The 17,129-nt window shown below is 74.5% G+C and carries 16 protein-coding genes; 10 read left to right on the top strand and 6 right to left on the bottom strand.

Annotation, left to right across the window (positions count from 1 at the left end; genetic code table 11):
* Nucleotides 1–72 precede the first annotated feature (72 nt).
* The 3 genes from EPD83_RS16250 to EPD83_RS16240 all read right to left on the bottom strand — a co-directional run bounded on the left by EPD83_RS16250 (nt 73) and on the right by EPD83_RS16240 (nt 4,792).
* The gene (locus EPD83_RS16250; RefSeq protein ID WP_128365276.1) at nt 73–1,446 is read right to left on the bottom strand and encodes an ABC transporter substrate-binding protein; all 1,374 of its coding nucleotides are present in this window, start codon (nt 1,444–1,446) and stop codon (nt 73–75) included.
* Nucleotides 1,447–1,650: 204 nt separating this feature from the next.
* A complete protein-coding gene (locus EPD83_RS16245; protein ID WP_128365275.1) occupies nt 1,651–4,104 on the bottom strand; it encodes a DNA gyrase/topoisomerase IV subunit A in 2,454 nt (817 codons plus the stop codon).
* Between the two features lie 58 nt (nt 4,105–4,162).
* Complete coding sequence (locus EPD83_RS16240) at nt 4,163–4,792, bottom strand: nitroreductase family protein (protein ID WP_128365274.1); 630 nt, start codon at nt 4,790–4,792, stop codon at nt 4,163–4,165.
* 55 nt (nt 4,793–4,847) lie between these two features.
* Between EPD83_RS16240 and EPD83_RS16235 the strand changes: the two genes are divergently transcribed.
* The 3 genes from EPD83_RS16235 to EPD83_RS16225 are packed head-to-tail and all read left to right on the top strand — an operon-like array spanning nt 4,848 to nt 9,290.
* Entirely contained in the window at nt 4,848–7,514 is a 2,667-nt protein-coding gene (locus tag EPD83_RS16235; protein WP_165566864.1) for a bifunctional acetate--CoA ligase family protein/GNAT family N-acetyltransferase, read from the top strand.
* Nucleotides 7,515–7,548: 34 nt separating this feature from the next.
* Nucleotides 7,549–8,139, top strand: a complete 591-nt coding sequence (locus tag EPD83_RS16230) for a DUF5998 family protein (protein ID WP_128367719.1) — start codon at nt 7,549–7,551, stop codon at nt 8,137–8,139.
* Nucleotides 8,140–8,144: 5 nt separating this feature from the next.
* Nucleotides 8,145–9,290 carry an alkaline phosphatase family protein gene (locus EPD83_RS16225; protein WP_165566863.1) on the top strand — a complete coding sequence of 382 codons (1,146 nt, stop codon included), beginning with the start codon at nt 8,145–8,147 and terminating at the stop codon, nt 9,288–9,290.
* 91 nt (nt 9,291–9,381) lie between these two features.
* Here EPD83_RS16225 and sepH read toward each other — a convergent pair whose 3' ends face one another.
* The gene (sepH, locus tag EPD83_RS16220; RefSeq protein WP_165566862.1) at nt 9,382–10,572 is read right to left on the bottom strand and encodes a septation protein SepH; all 1,191 of its coding nucleotides are present in this window, start codon (nt 10,570–10,572) and stop codon (nt 9,382–9,384) included.
* A gap of 106 nt (nt 10,573–10,678) precedes the next feature.
* On the opposite strand from sepH, the gene EPD83_RS16215 reads away from it, so the two are divergent.
* From EPD83_RS16215 to EPD83_RS16190, 6 genes are all read left to right on the top strand, one after another.
* Nucleotides 10,679–11,791, top strand: a complete 1,113-nt coding sequence (locus EPD83_RS16215) for a ferrochelatase (RefSeq protein ID WP_128368451.1) — start codon at nt 10,679–10,681, stop codon at nt 11,789–11,791.
* 3 nt (nt 11,792–11,794) lie between these two features.
* Nucleotides 11,795–12,679 (top strand): inositol monophosphatase family protein, encoded by an 885-nt coding sequence (locus tag EPD83_RS16210; RefSeq protein WP_165566861.1) that lies wholly within the window; start codon nt 11,795–11,797, stop codon nt 12,677–12,679.
* Nucleotides 12,680–12,851: 172 nt separating this feature from the next.
* Nucleotides 12,852–13,151 carry a DUF4193 domain-containing protein gene (locus tag EPD83_RS16205; RefSeq protein ID WP_128368456.1) on the top strand — a complete coding sequence of 100 codons (300 nt, stop codon included), beginning with the start codon at nt 12,852–12,854 and terminating at the stop codon, nt 13,149–13,151.
* A 142-nt stretch (nt 13,152–13,293) separates the two neighbouring features.
* Nucleotides 13,294–14,058, top strand: coding sequence for a DUF3710 domain-containing protein (locus EPD83_RS16200; protein WP_165566860.1), 765 nt, complete (start codon nt 13,294–13,296; stop codon nt 14,056–14,058).
* Nucleotides 14,058–14,417 (top strand): OB-fold nucleic acid binding domain-containing protein, encoded by a 360-nt coding sequence (locus tag EPD83_RS16195; protein ID WP_128365766.1) that lies wholly within the window; start codon nt 14,058–14,060, stop codon nt 14,415–14,417. Before EPD83_RS16200 ends, EPD83_RS16195 begins: the two co-directional genes overlap by 1 nt.
* Nucleotides 14,414–15,133 (top strand): DUF3159 domain-containing protein, encoded by a 720-nt coding sequence (locus tag EPD83_RS16190; RefSeq protein WP_165566859.1) that lies wholly within the window; start codon nt 14,414–14,416, stop codon nt 15,131–15,133. Before EPD83_RS16195 ends, EPD83_RS16190 begins: the two co-directional genes overlap by 4 nt.
* A gap of 38 nt (nt 15,134–15,171) precedes the next feature.
* Here EPD83_RS16190 and EPD83_RS16185 read toward each other — a convergent pair whose 3' ends face one another.
* Nucleotides 15,172–15,864 (bottom strand): potassium channel family protein, encoded by a 693-nt coding sequence (locus EPD83_RS16185; RefSeq protein ID WP_128365768.1) that lies wholly within the window; start codon nt 15,862–15,864, stop codon nt 15,172–15,174.
* A gap of 19 nt (nt 15,865–15,883) precedes the next feature.
* Nucleotides 15,884–16,549 carry a potassium channel family protein gene (locus EPD83_RS16180; protein WP_128365769.1) on the bottom strand — a complete coding sequence of 222 codons (666 nt, stop codon included), beginning with the start codon at nt 16,547–16,549 and terminating at the stop codon, nt 15,884–15,886.
* A 137-nt stretch (nt 16,550–16,686) separates the two neighbouring features.
* Here EPD83_RS16180 and EPD83_RS16175 point away from each other — a divergent pair.
* Nucleotides 16,687–17,129: amino acid permease (locus tag EPD83_RS16175; protein ID WP_165566865.1), on the top strand; the 443-nt coding region annotated here is incomplete at its 3' end.

The following is a 17,129-nucleotide window of genomic DNA, read 5'->3' as shown; positions in this document are numbered from 1 at the left end:
GTCAGTCGCCGGGGGGGGGCGGAGCGCGTGGGCGCCCCGCCCGCCGCCGCGGTGCTGACGGTCAGGACCTGGTCAGTTCTGCGGCCAGGACTGCTCGATGTTGTCGAGGGTGGTCTTGTCGTCCTGACCCTTGACCCAGTTGGTCATCTGCGTCCAGAAGGTGCCCGCACCGACGGCGCTCGGCATCATGTCCGAGCCGTCGAAGCGGAAGACGGCCTTCGGGTCCTGGAGGATCTCCGCCGACTGCTGGTCGATCGGGGAGACGAGGTTCTTCACCTCGAGGCCCTTGTTGGCGCTGACCCAGCCGCCGCCCTTCGTGGCCTTGGCCTTGGCGTTGGCCCAGTCGGGGGAGGCGAGGAACGCCGCGAAGGCCTTGACCTCGGGGGCGTCACGGAAGGTGGCGACGAACTCGCCACCGCCGAGGACCGGCTTGCTGCTCTCGTCGACGCTCGGCAGGTAGAAGGCCCACACGTCGCCGTCCTCGGCGACCTTGGTGCCCTCGGGCCAGTTCGAGGCGTAGAACGAGGCCTGACGGTGCATGTAGCACTTGTTCTTGAGGATCGGCTGGCCGCCGTCCTGGAACTGCGTCGTCGCGATCGTCGAGGGGTCACCGAAGCCGCCGTTGGTGTACTTCGGGTCCTTGAGGATGGCCGCGACCTTGCCGAGGGCCTCGGAGACCTTCGGGTCGTTGAAGGGGATCGAGTGGTCGACCCACTGGTCGTAGACGTCCGGGCCCGCCGTGCGGAGCAGGACGTCCTCGAGCCAGTCGGTGCCCGGCCAGCCGGTGGCCGTGCCCGAGCCGAAGCCGGCGCACCAGGGCTTGGCGCCCGGGTCGTCGGCGGCGATCTTCTCGGTGAGGCTCATGAGGTCGTCCCACGTCGTGGGGACCTCGTAGCCCTTGTCCTTGAACATCTTCGGCGAGTACCAGACGTAGGACTTGACGTTGGCGCCGAGCGGGGCGGCGTAGAGCTCGTCGTCGACCGACCCGTACTTGCGCCAGTCCTCGCCGAAGTACTCGTCGACCTCCTTGCCCACGGTCTCGCTGGCCGGGATGGCCAGGCCGGTGTCGACCATCGTCTGGAGCAGGCCGGGCTGCGGGATGAACGCGATGTCCGGCAGGTTGCCGCTCTGGGCGCGCTGCGGGAGGTTCTTCTCGAAGTCCTTGTCGCCCTCGTAGTTGATCTTCACACCGGTGCAGTCCTCGAACTCCTTGTAGGACGCCTTGTGCGAGGCGTCCTCGGGCGTGACGATCGAGGTGTAGATGCTCACCGACTTGCCCTGGAGCTCGGACTTCATGCCGCACCAGTCGCTGTAGTCCGTGGTGTCCGGACCGGTCGACTCGCTGCCGCCGCCGCCGTCCGAGCTGGAACCGCACGCGGCGGTGGTGAGCGACAGGGCGGCCACGCCTGCGACGGCCAGCACCTTTCGCGTCGTGATGAGGGCCATTGCCCGCCTCCATTTCAACTGGGTCACCGAGGCGGGAGCGCCTCGGCGGTGAGGGGAACCGGGCATAACGTAAAAGCGCTTACGCACCGAGCGCAACGTCCGGTCGAGCGTGGGGCGGTAACGATTGCGTAACACGACGGTCACGGCCACGCCACGGTTTCGCCGTGGACGACGGGAACGGCTGTGCCGCAGGCGGATCCGGGGTCAGGCGGGCGGGCGGACCGGCGCCCCGACACCGGCGACGACGCTGGCCTGCGGGGTGCCCGACCCGTCGCGCCGGCCGGTCGCGGCGGGGAGCTCCACCGCGACGCCGCCGGGTCCGGCGGCCCGGGCCGGCCGGGCGCCCACCCAGGCCAGGACGAGGGCGTCCTCACCGCGCAGGAAGCGGTGGGCCCGCACCCCGCCGGTGCCGCGGCCCTTGGCGGGGTACTCGGCGTACGGGGCGACCTTGAGCGACCCGCCCTGGGTGCCCGGGAGCGCGCCGGAGGACCCCGACGAGGTGACGACGACGTTGTCCGCGGCGGGGTCGACGGCGCCGAAGAAGACGACCGACGCCCCCGGTGCCAGCCGGACCCCGGCCATGCCGCCGGCGGCGCGGCCCTGCGGACGGACCGCCGAGGCGGGGAAGCGCAGCAGCTGGGCGTCGCTGGTGACGAAGACGAGGTCCTCCTCGCCGTCGCGCAGCGCGGCGGCCCCGACGACGGAGTCGCCGTCCTTGAGCGCGATGGCCTCCCAGTCGGCGCGGCCGGGGTAGTCGGTCGTGACCCGCTTCACGACGCCCTGCGCCGTGCCCAGCGCGACCCCGGGGCCGTCGTCGTCCAGGGGCACGATCGTCAGCGGCTCCTCGCCGCGCGGCAGGTCGACGAAGACCGCGAGCGGCGCCCCGCCGGACAGGCTCGGGGCCGCGCCGAGCGGCGGCAGCGCGGGCAGCTCGAGCGCCGACACGCGGACCATCCGGCCGCGCGAGGTGACGAGGCCGACGTCGCCGCGCGCCGTCGTGCGGACCGCGCCGACGACGGCGTCGTGCGTCGCGCGGGGTCCCTCGGTGGGGACCGGGTCGGCGTCGGAGGTCCGGGCCAGCAGCCCGGTGGACGACAGCAGCACCCAGCACGGGTCGTCGGCGACCTCGAGGGGGGTGGTGCGCGTGAGCGGCGTGCCGGCGGACTCCAGCAGGACGGTGCGGCGGGGGGTGCCGTGGGCCTTCGCGACGTCGGCGAGCTCGGTGGAGACCGTCCTGCGGAGGAGCGTCTCGTCGGCGAGGATCGCCTCGAGCTCCTCGATGAGGCGCCGGAGCTCGTCGCGCTCGGCCTCGAGCTCGATGCGCGAGAACTTCGTGAGGCGCCGCAGCTGGAGCTCGAGGATGTACTCGGCCTGGGCGTCGGAGAGGTCGAAGACGGAGACGAGGCGCTCCTTGGCGGCGGCGGCGTCGTCGCTGGAGCGGATGAGCTGGATGACCTCGTCGATGTCGAGGATGGCGACGAGCAGGCCCTCGACGAGGTGCAGGCGGGCCCGCCGGCGCGCCAGGCGGTACTCGGTGCGGGCGCGCACGACGCCGGTGCGGAAGTCGACGAAGACCCGCAGCAGCTCCTTCAGGCCCAGGGTCTGCGGCTGGCCGTCGACGAGGGCGACGGCGTTGATGCCGAAGGAGTCCTCCATCGGGGTCAGCTTGTACAGCTGCTCCAGGACGGCCTCGGCGTGGAAGCCGTTCTTGACCTCGATGACCAGGCGCATGCCGTTCTTGCGGTCGGTGAGGTCCTTGACGTCGCTGATGCCCTGGAGCTTCTTGCCCTGGACGAGCACCTTGATCCGCTCGATGACCTTCTCGGGCCCGACGAGGTAGGGCAGCTCGGTGACGACGATGCCGGTGCGCCGGGCGGTGACCTTCTCGATGCGGGCCGTCGCGCGGGTGCGGAAGGACCCGCGGCCGGTGAGGTAGGCGTCGCGGATCCCCTCGAGGCCGACGATCCGCCCGCCGCCGGGCAGGTCGGGGCCGGGGACGAAGCGCATGAGGTCGTCCAGCGAGCAGTCCGGGTGCTCCAGCAGGTGGCGGGCGGCGCCGATGACCTCGACGAGGTTGTGCGGGGCCATGTTCGTCGCCATCCCGACGGCGATGCCTGAGGCGCCGTTGACGAGGAGGTTGGGGAACGCGGCGGGCAGGACGCCGGGCTGGGTCAGGGAGTCGTCGTAGTTGGGGACGAAGTCGACGGTCTCCTCGTCCAGGCTCGTCACCATGAGCAGCGCGGCCGGCGCCATCCGGGCCTCGGTGTACCGGGAGGCCGCCGGGCCGTCGTCGAGGGAGCCGAAGTTGCCGTGCCCGTCCACGAGCGGCAGACGCATCGTGAAGGGCTGGGCCAGCCGGACCAGGGCGTCGTAGATCGCACCGTCGCCGTGCGGGTGGTACTTGCCCATGACCTCGCCGACGACCCGGCTGGACTTCACGTGCGGGCGGTCCGGGCGCAGCCCGAGCTCGGACATCCCGTAGAGGATCCGCCGCTGCACCGGCTTGAGGCCGTCCCGGGCGTCCGGCAGCGCCCGGGAGTAGATGACGCTGTAGGAGTACTCGAGGAACGCCGTCCGCATCTCGTCCTCGACGTCGATGTCGACGACCCGGCCGACGCCGTCCTCGGGCGGGGGAGGGGTGCTGCTGCGGGGGCTCATGGCGGGTCTCTGCGGGTCGTCGGGGCCGGGACGCTCCCCGGCACGGGCTGCTCCATCATCACGAACGGGTCGGCGGGCTCCACGACGACACTCCGAACCGGCCGTGGTGGACCACCTCGGCCAGCGGGCGGCGCCGCCGGGTGCGGGCCGAGCCGGAGGAGCGCTCCGCCTCGTGCCCGAGGGCGACGACCCCGACGATCCGGCGCCCGTCGGGCACGTCGAACGCGGCCTTGACGGCGTCGTGCCGGCCGGCCGGCACGCCGAAGAAGAGGGCCCCGAGCCGGGCGTCCTCGGCCCCGAGCAGGAGGATCATCGCCGCCATCGCGACGTCGGTGTCCCAGTAGGGCACCGGCCAGCGCTCGGGGGCGCGGTCGGCCCAGCCCTTGTCCGGCTCGGCGTAGCGGTCGAGGTAGGCGGCCGGGTCGGAGAGGCAGAGGAGGAGCACCGGCGCCGCCGACACGCCCTGGAGCCAGGCGTCCCGCCGGTCGGGCTGGGTGGCCGCGGCCCAGAACCGGTCCCGGTCGGCGGCCGCGTCGAGGACGACGAAGTCCCAGCCCTGGCTGAACCCGGCGCTCGGCGCCCGGACCGCGAGGGCCAGCAGCGAGTCGACCACCCCCGGCCGCACGGGTCGCGAGGGGTCGAAGCGACGGACCATCCGTCGCCTCCGGACGGCGTCACGCAGCTCCACGGCGCATAGTGTGCCCGTCATCCCGATGTCACGTGCGGATGGGAGGATGACGGCCATGGCGGACGGGAGCGTGCCCCCGGGCTACCCGCGCTCGTGGGAGGCCGACGTCGTCCTGCGCGACGGCACCGTCGCGGCGCTGCGTCCCATCCGCCCCGACGACGCCGGCGGGGTGCACCGCTTCCACGCCGCGCAGTCCGACGAGTCCATCTACCTGCGCTTCTTCGCCCCGCTGCGCCGGCTCTCGGACTCCGACGTCCACCGGTTCACGAACGTCGACTACAGCGACCGGGTGGCGCTCGTCGTGACGATGCGCGACGAGATCATCGGCATCGGCCGCTTCGACCGGATCGACCCCCAGAGCGCCGAGGTGGCCTTCAACATCAGCGACCACTACCAGGGCAAGGGCATCGGCTCGGTCCTCCTGGAGCACCTCGCCGCCATCGCCCGCGACCTCGGCATCGCCCGCTTCACCGCGGAGGTGCTGCCGCAGAACCGGCGGATGCTCGCGGTGTTCTCCGACGCCGGCTACGAGGTGGCCCGGCGCGTCGAGGACGGGGTCGTCGAGGTCGGCTTCGACATCGAGCCCACGGACCGCTCGCGGGCGGTCGAGATGAGCCGGGAGCACCGCTCCGAGTCGCAGAGCCTACGCACGCTGCTCACCCCGGAGACGATCGCCGTCGTCGGCGCCAGCCGGAACCAGGACACCTTCGGCGGGCAGCTCATGGACCGGCTCGTCGACTCCGGGTTCACCGGCCGGGTCGTCCCGGTCAACCCGAACGCCCGCAAGCTGCGGCGGCGCACCGCCTACCCGTCGGTGACGGAGGTGCCGGGGCAGGTCGACCTCGCGGTCGTCGCCGTGCCGGCGCCCGCGGTCCTCGACGTCGTCGACGAGTGCGCCGAGGCCGGGGTCAAGGCGCTGCTCGTCGTGTCCTCCGGCTTCGCCGAGTCCGGACCGGAGGGCGTGGCGCTGCAGGCCGAGCTCGTCCGCCGCGCGCGGCGCTCGGGCATGCGGGTCGTCGGGCCCAACTCCTTCGGGGTCATCAACAACGACCCCGCGGTGCGCCTCAACGCCACGCTCGCGCCGACCCTGCCGCCGCCCGGCCGGCTCGGGCTCTTCTCCCAGTCCGGCGCCCTCGGCATCGCCGTCCTGGCCTCGGCCGCCCGGCGCAACCTCGGGATCTCGACCTTCGGCTCGGCCGGCAACCGCGCCGACGTGTCCGGCAACGACTTCATGCAGTACTGGATCGACGACGACTCCACCGACGCCGTCGGCCTCTACCTGGAGTCGATGGGCAACCCGCGCAAGTTCTCCCGGATCGCCCGCAAGCTCGCGCTCGTCAAGCCCGTCATCGTCGTCAAGTCCGGCGTCTCGCGGTTCGGCGTCCCGGCCGGCCACACCGTGCGGGAGACCCAGGCCCGCCCCGAGGTGTTCCAGGCCATGCTCAAGCAGGCAGGCGTCATCCGGGTCGAGAACGTCCACCAGCTCTTCGACGTCGCCCAGCTCGTCGTCCACCAGCCGCTGCCGCGCGGGTCGCGGGTCGCGGTCGTCGTCAACTCCCACGCGCTCGGCGCGCTGACCGCCGACGCCTGCACGAGCTGGGACCTCGAGGTCGCGCACGGACCGGTGACCCTGCCCAGCGAGGCGACCGCCGAGGACTTCCGCAGCGCCCTCCAGGACGCCTTCGCCGACGAGGACGTCGACTCCGTCCTCGTCGGCTTCATCCCGCCGCTGGCCACCGGGGACGACGACGTGGCCGCCGCCGTGCGGGACGCCGCCGTCGGCGCGGACAAGCCGTGCGCGGCGACCTTCCTCGGCCTGCGGGGCGTCGACGACGGGCACGCGTCGGTCAAGGACAGCGGCGGCAGCGGCCGCCCCATCCCCGTCTACGCCATGCCCGAGGACGCCGTCCGCGCCCTCGCCGCCGCCACCCGCTACGGCGAGTGGCGGGCGCGCGACCAGGGCACCCCGGTGGCGCCGGTGGGCATCAACCGGCGGATCGCCGAGGACGTCGTCGGCACCGTGCTCGCCGCCGAGCCCGGCGGGCGGCGTCTCACCGAGGACGAGGCGACGGCGCTGCTCGCGGCCTACGGGGTGCCGGTGTGGGCGCGGCACGAGGTCGGGACCGTCGAGGAGGCCCTCACGGCCGCGGAGCGCGTCGGCTGGCCGGTGGTGCTGAAGTCCGTGGCGCCGATGGTGCGCCACCAGGGCGGCAGCGGCGGCATCCGGCTCGACCTCGGCGACGAGGTCGCGCTGCGCACCGCGTGGTCGGCGCTCAGCGACCACCTGGCGCCGCTGCAGGCGGACCGGTTCGTCGTGCAGCGGATGGCGTCGCAGGGCGTCCCGTGCGTCGTCACCTCCGACGAGGACCCGCTGTTCGGGCCGGTCATCGGCTTCTCCGTCGCCGGGCTGCCCACCGAGCTGCTCGACGACGTCGCCCACCGGATCCCGCCGCTCACCGACGTCACGGTCTCCGAGCTGCTGTCGTCGGTCAAGGCCGCGCCCGTCCTCCACGGCTACCGCGGCCAGAGCCCGGTGCACCGGGCCGCGCTCGCCGACCTCGTCGAGCGGGTCTCCGTCCTCGCCGACGACATGCCCGAGGTCGCCTCGCTCGTGCTCAACCCGGTGAACGCCCACCCCGGCGGGGTCGAGGTGCTGGGGGCGGAGATCACCGTCGCCCCGGCGCCGCGCCGCATCGACCCCGGGCGCCGGGCCCTCACGTGAGGTCCGGCCCGCCGGTGCGCGGCATGATGGGCGCATGAGCAGCGCCCACCACGCCCCCGTCCTGCCTGCGGACGTCACCGCCTCGATCGAGCGGGCCGGCTACTTCCCCGCCCTCGTCGCGGACGTCGTCGCGGCGGCGCTGGGGAGCGAGCGGATCGACAACCACCTCGTCCACCTCGAGACGACCTTCGACCGCGACGTCGTGCGCCGCCACATCACCGTGCTGCTCCTCACGCCCACGCGGCTGCTCATCGCCCACGCCGACGACCACACCGACGAGCCGCCCGCCCCGCAGGAGGTCGCGACGGCGACGACGGAGTCGATCCCGCTGTCCGCGGTCCGGGGCGTCATGCTCACCCACGTCGTCGAGAAGCCGGAGACCTACGTCCCGGGCACCCTCGGCCGCGAGGTCACCCTGACCCTCGGCTGGGGCACCGTCGCGCGCGTCGACCTCGTCCCCGCCTCGTGCAGCGACCCGGACTGCGACGCCGACCACGGCTACGAGGGCACGATCACCGGCGACGACATCGCGCTGCGCATCTCCGCCGCGGCCGACGGCGACGACAAGCTGGACCGGGCCCTGTCCTTCGCCCGGGACCTCTCGGCCGCCATCGGCCAGGGCTGACCCGGGTGCGGGAGCCCGCCGCCCCGGCCTACGCCGCGGGCAGCCTCGCCGACGTCCTGCCCTCGCTGGCCCTGAGCCTCGGGGTGCCGGGGGAGGACCGGGGCGGGGGAGCCGACCTCGGCCTCACGCCGGCCCGGCGCGGCGTCGTCGTCCTCGTCGACGGCCTCGGGGCCCACCAGCTGGCCCGGCGGCTCGGGCACGCGCCGTGGCTGCGCTCACACCGTGAGCGCACCCGGGCCCTGCCCGCGGGGTTCCCGGCCACGACCGCGACGTCGATGGGGACCTTCGGCACCGGCCTGCCGCCGGGCGGCCACGGGATGCTCGGCTACGAGGTCCTCGTGCCCGAGACCAACCGGGTCTTCAACGAGCTGTCCTGGGAGGACGGCCCGGTGCCCGAGCGCTGGCAGCCGCGGCGCACGTGGTTCCAGCGGGCGGCCGACGACGGCCTCGAGGTGGTGCGCGTCGGGCCGGGGTTCTTCGACGGCTCGGGCCTGACCCGGGCCGCGCTGCGCGGCGGCCGGTTCGTCGCCGCCGACCTCCTGGCCGCCCGGGTCGACGCCGCGCTGCGCGCCGTCCGGTCCGCGCCACGCGCGCTCGTCTACCTCTACTGGGGCGAGGTCGACAAGCTCGGGCACGTCCACGGACCCGAGACCTTCGAGTGGACCACCGAGCTGGAGTCGGTCGACCGCGAGCTCGCGCGGCTGGCTGCCGGGCTGCCCGACGACGCCTCGCTCACGGTCACCGCCGACCACGGCATGATCGCCTGCCCGCACGACACCCGCGTCGACGTGCGCCACGAGCCCGGCCTGCTCGCCGGGGTGCGGCACCTGGGCGGGGAGCCGCGGGGGACCCAGGTGTACTGCGAGCCCGGCGCCGCGGCCGACGTCGCCGCCGCGTGGGCGGAGCGGCTCGGGGAGCGGGCGTGGGTCCGCTCGCGCGAGCAGGCCGTGGCCGCCGGGTGGTTCGGCCCGGTCGAGCCGGAGCACCTGGCCCGCGTCGGGGACGTCGTCGTCGTCTCGAGCGGTGACCTGGCGGTCGTGGACTCCGGACGGATGCGGCAGCAGCTGCTCGACCTCGTCGGCATGCACGGCGGCCTCGAGCCCGAGGAGCTCGACGTGCCGCTGGTCCACGTCCCGCCGCGGGCCGGCTGACCCCCCGGACTTCTCCCGGGCACCGGCGCGGGGGATGCGATCCTCCGGGACCCGCTGGTCCAAACCCCCGTCCACGGGAGGACGGCGAAGGTCAGGCGGGGCCGGAGCCCTTGGTGCCGAAGACGATGTCGTCCCAGCTGGGGACGCTGGGGCGGCCCTTGCGCCCGGCGGCGCGGGAGCGGGAGGCCGCGACCTCGTCGGCGGAGTCCTCGTCGGCGCTCTCGTCCGCGGGGCGCCCGGCCGGCGCCGGGACGCTAGTGGGGTCGTCGGCGGGGTCGTCGACCCGCGCGGTGGCGCGGTCCGGACCGGACGCGGCCGGCTGCTCGTCGTCCTCGGGCCAGCCGCCGACGACCTCGTCCGCGCCGTCCGGTCCGCCCGCGGCGCCGTCGGGGGAGGACCCGACGTGGTCGGCCACCGGCTTGCGCGACCGGCTGGCGGGCGGCGGTCCGGCGCTCGCCGGGTCGACGGCCAGCGCCTCCAGCGGCAGGGCGTCCTCGCGGGGTCCGTCGTCGCCGGGGGTGTGCGCGGGCGAGGGCCGGCGGCGCGAGCGGCGACCGCGGGTGCTGTGCTCGCGCATGGCGGCCATGAGGTCGATGGGCTCGTGCGGCTCGCGGCGCCGCGGACCGGGCTGTTCCAGGCCGCCGTCCGCGTCGATGTCGTAGACGTCGAGGTCGGTGGGTGTCGGCGCGCGGTGCGGGGCGGGGATGAGCCCGGAGGTCGACTCCTCGCTGAGCCAGCGGGCCTCGTCGTCGGCGGGTGCCACCGACCCGCCGAGCGGCTCGTAGCGCCAGGTCGCGGTGCGGCGCCGGCCGCCCGCCGCGAAGGTCATCGACAGCTGCCAGACGCCCTCGGCGTCGCGGGCGGAGTCCCACTCGACGGCGTCGCGGTCGACGCCGCGGTCGCGCAGGCGCTCCAGGACGCGCTCCTCGAGCGTCAGCGGGGCGTCGCCGCGGCTGCCGACGGCGCACTCCCGGGCCTTGCGGGCGACGTGCTCGCGCTCGGCGAGGATCGGGCCCTCGAACCGGCGGACCTTCTCGACCGTCCAGCCCGCGCGCTCCGCGACCTCCTCGGCGGACATGCCGCGGCGGATGAGCGCCTGCACCTCCCGCGGGCGCATGCCGCCCTCGATCTCGATCTGCAGCTGTCCGAGGCGGGGCCGGTCGCGCCGGGCCGCGGCGCGCAGGGCCTCGTCGAGGGTCAGGCGGTACCGGCCACCCTCGGCATCCCCGAGCAGGAGGTGGTCCCCGTCCTCGTGGACGCCGATGAGGCGAAGGTCGCGCATGTCGGGCTCCCGGTCGGTGGTCGTCCCCTGCACGATGCCACTCCGCGGGCCGCGGATCGGGGAGCCCACGCCGGGACGCGCCGGATGCTGCGGATACGGTGGGCGCATGCCAGAAGGGACCGCACCGCTCGAGCCCTACGACCTCGTCCTCCTCGGCTCCTTCGGCGGTCCCGAGGCCCCCGAGGAGGTCATGCCGTTCCTTCGGCGCGTCACCGCCGGGCGCAACATCCCGGACGAGCGGCTCGAGGCGGTCGGGGAGCACTACTACGCCCGCGGCGGGCGCAGCCCCATCAACGACCTCAACCGCGACCTGCTCGCCCGGCTGCGGGAGGCGCTGGAGCGCCGCGGCGCCGACGTCCCCGTCGTCTGGGGCAACCGCAACTCCGAGCCGTTCTTCGCGGATGCCCTGCACGAGGCCCTGGACGCCGGCGCGACCCGGGTCGTCGTCCTCCTCACCAGCGCGTACTCCTGCTACTCCTCCTGCCGGCAGTACCGGGAGGACCTCGCGGCCGCCCTGGAGCAGGTGGGCCCGGCCGCCGACGGCCTCGTCGTCGACAAGGTCCGGCCCTACGTGACCTCCACCGGGCTCGGCCGGGCCTGGCTGGAGGCCCTGCTCGGCGCCCTGCGCGGTCTCCCCGACCCCGGGCGCGCGCGCATCCTCTACGTGACGCACTCGGTGCCCGAGGCCATGGACGACACCTCCGGGCCGGGGGACGGCGAGGGCAACCTCTACGTCGACCAGCACCTGCGGCTCGCCGCCCGGCTCACCGACGAGGCCAACGCCGCGCTCGGGACGTCCGTGCCCGGCGAGCTCGTCTTCTGCTCGCGGTCGGGGCCGCCGAGCCAGCCCTGGCTCGAGCCCGACGTCAACGACCGCATCGAGGAGCTCGCGGCCGAGGCCGGCGAGGACCCGGTGGTCGTCGTGCCCATCGGCTTCGTCTCCGACCACATGGAGGTCGTCCACGACCTCGACACCGAGGCGGCGGAGACCGCGGCCCGGGTGGGCGTGCCGTTCGTGCGGGTGCCGACGCCGCACGCGTCCGAGGTGTTCGTCGAGGGGCTCGTCGACCTGCTGCTCGAGCGCGCCGCCGAGGCCCGTGGCGAGGTCGTCGTCCCCGACGCGTGGCTGCCCGGCGACGTCCGCCCCTCGGTCTGCGCCCCCGGCTGCTGCCCGAACCTGCGCGCGGCCAAGCCGGCGCTCTGCGGCTCGGACGGCTGACCCGTGGCCCCGGTGCCCGTGCCGGACGGGGTCGACCCCGCCGTCTTGGAGGACGTCGCCCGTGAGGTCGCGGCCGCCGCCGGCCGGCTCGTCCTCGACGAACGCCCGGCCGACCTCGGGGTCAGCGAGAAGTCCTCGCGCACCGACGTCGTCACCGACATGGACCGGCGCAGCCAGCAGCTGCTGCTGGACCGGCTCGCGGTCCTCCGCCCGGACGACGCCGTCCTCGGTGAGGAGGAGGGCGGGCGCGGCGGCCGCAGCGGCGTCACGTGGGTCGTCGACCCCATCGACGGGACGACGAACTACCTCTACGCCGTGCCGCAGTACTCGGTGTCCGTGGCGGCCGTCGTCGGCGACCCGGGCACCCCCGGCGCGTGGCGGGCCCTGGCCGGCGTGGTCCTCGCGCCGGCGCTCGGCGAGACCTACAGCGCGCACGTCGGGGGCGGCGCCCGGCTCACGACCGCCGGCGGCACGGTCCCGCTGCGCGTCACCGACGTCCGCGACCTCGCCGTCTCCCTCGTCGGCACCGGCTTCGGCTACGACGCCGGGGACCGGGAGCGGCAGGCGCGGGCCCTCGTCGGTCTCCTGCCCCGGGTGCGCGACATCCGCCGGCACGGCAGCGCGGCACTCGACCTCTGCGCCGTCGCGTGCGGGCGCCTGGACGCCTACTACGAGACCGGTCTCAACGCGTGGGACCGGGCCGCCGGTGAGCTCGTCGCGCTGGAGGCCGGGGCGGTCCTCGGCGGCCTGGACGACGAGGTCGCCGACCGCGACCTCACCTGGGTCGCGGCGCCGGGCGTCGCCGACGCCTTCGCCGCCCTCGTGCGCGGGCTCACGCGGGAGCACGTCGTGGTCCCGGCGGTGAGCGCGGGGCCGAAGGGCCTCTGACCTGCGGGTTCGTCCGTTTCCGCCCTCGCAGGGACGGGTAGGGGGAGCCCGACGTGGCGAGTGCACCGGCGATGGTGCACAATTCGCGGCGCACGATGCGGTCAGGCGGGCACAAAGCCGGGGCGTCGTGCGTTGTCAGGGCCGATTGTCAGACGAAGGGTGGACAGCAACGATGGCGACCGACTACGACGCACCGCGCAAGACCGACGACGAGGTCTCCGAGGACTCCATCGAGGAGCTGAAGAACCGGCGGGTCGACACGCGCGCGTCGAGCGTGGACGTCGACGAGACCGAGCAGGCCGAGGGCTTCGAGCTGCCCGGGGCCGACCTCTCCGGTGAGGAGCTGTCGGTGCGGGTGCTCCCGCGGCAGGCCGACGAGTTCACGTGCTCGAGCTGCTTCCTCGTGCACCACCGCAGCCAGCTCGCGGACGAGAGCTCCGGGGTCCTGGTCTGCCGGGACTGCGCGGCCTGAGCGGCCCCAGCGAGCGCGCGCTGTCCGGGATTGGCGTCCCGGACGCGCGCGGGGGGACACTGGCCTGGAGCCCCCCGGCGCGCCGGCCCGACCGGCGCCCCGGGCCTCCGCCCACCGACCGACAGCCGAGGACCAGACCGACGTGAGCATTTTCCGCAGGAAGAAGGCCGCTCCGGAGACCGACGAGGTCGCGCCCGAGGAGGTCGAGGAGACCCCCGAGGTGTCCGCCGACGACGAGGACGACGCGGCCGGCGACGACGTCGCGGCCGAGGACCCGGAGGTCTCCCGCGCGGACGGTCCCTTCGACGTCACCGAGGTCGAGGGCCGGGACGGCCGCATCGACCTCGGGGCCATGTGGGTCGGCGGGGTCCAGGGCATGGAGCTGCGGCTCGAGGTCGACAAGCAGACCCAGCAGGTGAGCGCCGTGACCGCCGTCGTCGGCGAGTCGGCCTTGCAGCTGCAGGCCTTCGCGGCGCCCCGCTCCTCCGGTCTGTGGACCGACATCCGGCGCGAGATCGCGATGGCGGTCGAGAAGCAGGGCGGGACGGTCGAGGAGTCGGCCGGTGCCCTCGGCGTCGCGCTGCAGACCCGGATGCCGTCCGCCGGCCCGGACGGGCGCACCGTCTTCGCGCCCGCGACCTTCGTCGGGGTCGACGGGCCCCGCTGGTTCCTCCGTGGGGTGCTCTCCGGGCGCGCCGCCATCGACGAGGCGTCGGCCGAGCCGCTGCTCCAGGTCCTGCGCTCGGTCGTCGTCGTCCGGGGGGTCGAGCCCATGGCCCCGCGCGAGATGCTGCCGCTGCAGCTGCCGCAGGACTCCGCCCCCGCCGAGGAGGCCACCGGCGAGGACGACGAGACCCCGGACATCGACCCCTTCGAGCGCGGCCCCGAGATCACCGAGGTCCGGTGATGGGCCTGCGCGAGCGGTTCCGCGACTTCGCGCGGACCCCGATGGAGCAGGAGGCCGACGAGCTGCGCGAGCAGTCGTTCGGGGAGGGCGGCGACGACCTCACGGCGCTCGCGCCGCGCTACCCGGCCTGCGTGTGCGGGACGGTCCGCACCGTGACCCTGCCGCCGCGCCGCAGCGTCCCCGCCCTCGTCGCCGAGGTCTGGGACGGCAAGGGCTCGGTCAACCTCATCTGGGTGGGGCGCCGGGCCATCGGCGGCATCCAGCCGGGGACGTTCGTGCGGGCCCGGGGGCGGGTGGCGACGTTCAAGGGCGTGCCGACGATCTTCAACCCCGCGTACGAGATCATCCCGAAGCAGTGACCGCCGACCCGCCGACCACCGGTCTGCCGGCGGCCGAGACGGTCGAGGCGCTCATCCGGCAGCGGCTGTCGACGGCCCTCGGCGGGTGGCGCGGCTCGATCGAGACCGCCCTGCCCACGGTCGTCTTCGTCGTCGTCTGGCAGGTCACCGACCACGACGTGAGGACGGCGGCGACGGCCGCGATCGGCCTGGCGCTCGTCCTGGCCGTCGTCCGTGTCGTGCAGCGGTCCTCCCTGCAGCACGTGCTCGGGGCGGTCGTGGCCACCGCGGTCGCGGCCTTCTTCGCCGTCCGGTCCGGGCGGGCCGAGGACGCCTTCCTCCCCGGCATCCTCACCAGCGGCGCCTACCTCGTCGGCACGGTCGTCTCGATCCTCGCCCGGTGGCCCCTCGTCGGGTTCCTCGTCGGCGCCGGGGACCCGCGCGCCAAGGAGGACCCGTTCGCCTGGCGCCGCGACGAGGGGATGGTGCGTGTCTGCGCCCGGCTCACCTGGGTGCTCGTCGCCGTCTACGTCGTGCGGCTCGCGATCATGGTCCCCCTGTACCTCGGGGCCCAGGTCACCCTGCTCGGCATCGCGAAGATCGTCCTCGGCTGGCCGCTGTGGGTCGGCGGCGTCGCCGTCATGGGCTGGATGCTCGTGTCGGGGCACACCCCGCTCGAGCCCGGCGAGGGGCCGGGGGCCGACGAGGACGACCCCAAGGTCCCGCCGCCCGGCTGACGCCCCCGTCGACGAGCTCGGGGGCGTCCGCGGCCGGCTCAGCCGTCGTCGTCGTCCTCGCGCCTGGTCCGCTCGCCGGGGCTGAGCAGCGACTCGAGCTCGGCCTCGGCCTCGGGGGTGGTGACGAACAGGAGCTCGTCCAGCGGCTCGAGCGCGTCGTCGCGGGTCGGGGCGATGGGGGAGCCGTCGCGGATGATGCCGGTGAGCACAGTGTCGCCGGGGAAGGGCACGTCGCCGACCCGGGTGCCGGCGTAGGGGCTGCCGACGGGCAGGGTCATCTCGACCATCATCGCCCGGCCCTGCTGGAACTCGAAGATCCGCACGAGGTCGCCGACGCTCACGGCCTCCTCGACGAGGGCGGTCATGAGCCGGGGGGTGGACACCGCGACGTCGACGCCCCACGCCTCGTCGAACATCCACTCGTTCTTCGGGTTGTTGACCCGGGCGACGGTCCGCGGCACCCCGAACTCGGTCTTGGCCAGCAGGGACAGGACGAGGTTGACCTTGTCGTCGCCGGTGGCGGCGACGACGACGTCGCACTCGGCGAGCCCGGCCTCGGACAGCGCCTCGATCTCGCAGGCGTCGGCCTGGAGCCAGCTGGCGTCCGGGACCTTCGAGACCCGCTCGCCGTCGGCGTCCCGGTCGACGAGGAGCACGTGGTGGCCGTTGCGCAGCAGCTCGCGGGCGATGGACCGCCCGACGCTGCCGGCTCCGGCGATGACGACGCGCATGAGGGTCAGCCTCCCTTGCTCAGTGGGTCGAGGGCGGAGCGGCGTCGAGGACGCGCTCGGCCGCGGCCAGGTGGTCGCGCAGCAGCGCCAGGTGCAGCAGGTCGCCCTCCTGGTACACCGTGTCGGGTCCGGGCAGGAAGCCGTCGCCGAGCCGGGTGAGGTAGGCGATGCGCCCGCCGGTGGCGTCCTCGATGTCACGCACCCGGTGCCCGATCCAGCCCGCCGAGACCGGCATCTCGGCGATGACGACGCGCCCCGAGGGGTCGGTGTGCTCGGGCACGTGGCCCTGGGGGAGCAGGCGGCGCAGCATCTGGTCGCTCGTCCACTTCACCGTCGCGACGGTGGGGATGCCGAGGCGCTGGTAGATCTCGGCGCGGCCGGGGTCGTAGATTCGGGCGACGACGTGCTCGACGCCGTACTTCTCGCGGGCGACGCGGGCGGCGAGGATGTTGGAGTTGTCGCCGCTGGAGACGGCGGCGAAGGCGTAGGCGCCCTCGATGCCGGCGGCCCGCAGGCAGTCGCGGTCGAAGCCCACCCCGGTGACGGTGCGGCCCTCGAACGAGGTGCCGAGACGGCGGAAGGCGCTCTCGTCCTGGTCGATGACGGCGACCTCGTGGCCCGCGCGCTCGATGGCCCGGGCCAGTGAGGCGCCGACCCGGCCGCAGCCCATGATGACGAAGTGCACGGCGCCGACGCTACTACGGCGTCCGCGTGCGGGGACCGCTGTCCGGGACCGCCGCACCCGCGGGGTCGCGCGTGCCTACAGTTGTCCCCGTGTCCACCCCGGGTCGTGTCGTCAAGCGTGTCCTCGTGGGCCGGGCGATGCGCAGCGACCGGCTGGGGGAGACCCTCCTGCCCAAGAAGCTCGCGCTGCCGGTCTTCGCCAGCGACGCGCTGTCCTCGGTCGCCTACGCGCCCGACGAGATCCTCCTGACCCTCGGCCTGGCCGGCGGCACCCTCGCCCTCACCCAGTCCTGGAAGATCGCGCTCGTCGTCGTCGTCGTCATGGCGGTCGTCATCACGAGCTACCGCCAGAACGTGCACGCCTACCCCAGCGGCGGCGGCGACTACGAGGTCGCGAGCGTCAACCTCGGGCCGCGGGCCGGGCTCACCGTCGCCAGCGCGCTGCTCGTCGACTACGTCCTCACCGTCGCCGTGTCGGTCTCGTCCGGCGTGCAGAACGCGGCGTCGGCCTTCACCGTCATCCGCGGCCACGAGGCGCTCGTCGCCGTCCTCATCATCGTCGCGCTCACCGCGATGAACCT

It is taken from the genome of Phycicoccus flavus, from assembly GCF_004025965.2.
In the GTDB taxonomy this organism is placed as follows: Bacteria; Actinomycetota; Actinomycetes; order Actinomycetales; family Dermatophilaceae; genus Phycicoccus; species Phycicoccus flavus.
Note: the sequence above shows the minus strand (reverse complement) of the source record. Positions and strands in the feature narration are given on the sequence as shown.

What these genes read in the sequence shown, in the direction of transcription:
- EPD83_RS16250 (WP_128365276.1), bottom strand. Translation starts at nt 1,446, where the DNA reads ATGGCCCTCATCACGACGCGAAAGGTGCTGGCCGTCGCAGGCGTGGCC.
- EPD83_RS16245 (WP_128365275.1), bottom strand. Translation starts at nt 4,104, where the DNA reads ATGAGCCCCCGCAGCAGCACCCCTCCCCCGCCCGAGGACGGCGTCGGC.
- EPD83_RS16235 (WP_165566864.1), top strand. Translation starts at nt 4,848, where the DNA reads ATGGCGGACGGGAGCGTGCCCCCGGGCTACCCGCGCTCGTGGGAGGCC.
- EPD83_RS16230 (WP_128367719.1), top strand. Translation starts at nt 7,549, where the DNA reads ATGAGCAGCGCCCACCACGCCCCCGTCCTGCCTGCGGACGTCACCGCC.
- sepH (WP_165566862.1), bottom strand. Translation starts at nt 10,572, where the DNA reads ATGCGCGACCTTCGCCTCATCGGCGTCCACGAGGACGGGGACCACCTC.
- EPD83_RS16215 (WP_128368451.1), top strand. Translation starts at nt 10,679, where the DNA reads ATGCCAGAAGGGACCGCACCGCTCGAGCCCTACGACCTCGTCCTCCTC.
- EPD83_RS16205 (WP_128368456.1), top strand. Translation starts at nt 12,852, where the DNA reads ATGGCGACCGACTACGACGCACCGCGCAAGACCGACGACGAGGTCTCC.
- EPD83_RS16195 (WP_128365766.1), top strand. Translation starts at nt 14,058, where the DNA reads ATGGGCCTGCGCGAGCGGTTCCGCGACTTCGCGCGGACCCCGATGGAG.
- EPD83_RS16185 (WP_128365768.1), bottom strand. Translation starts at nt 15,864, where the DNA reads ATGCGCGTCGTCATCGCCGGAGCCGGCAGCGTCGGGCGGTCCATCGCC.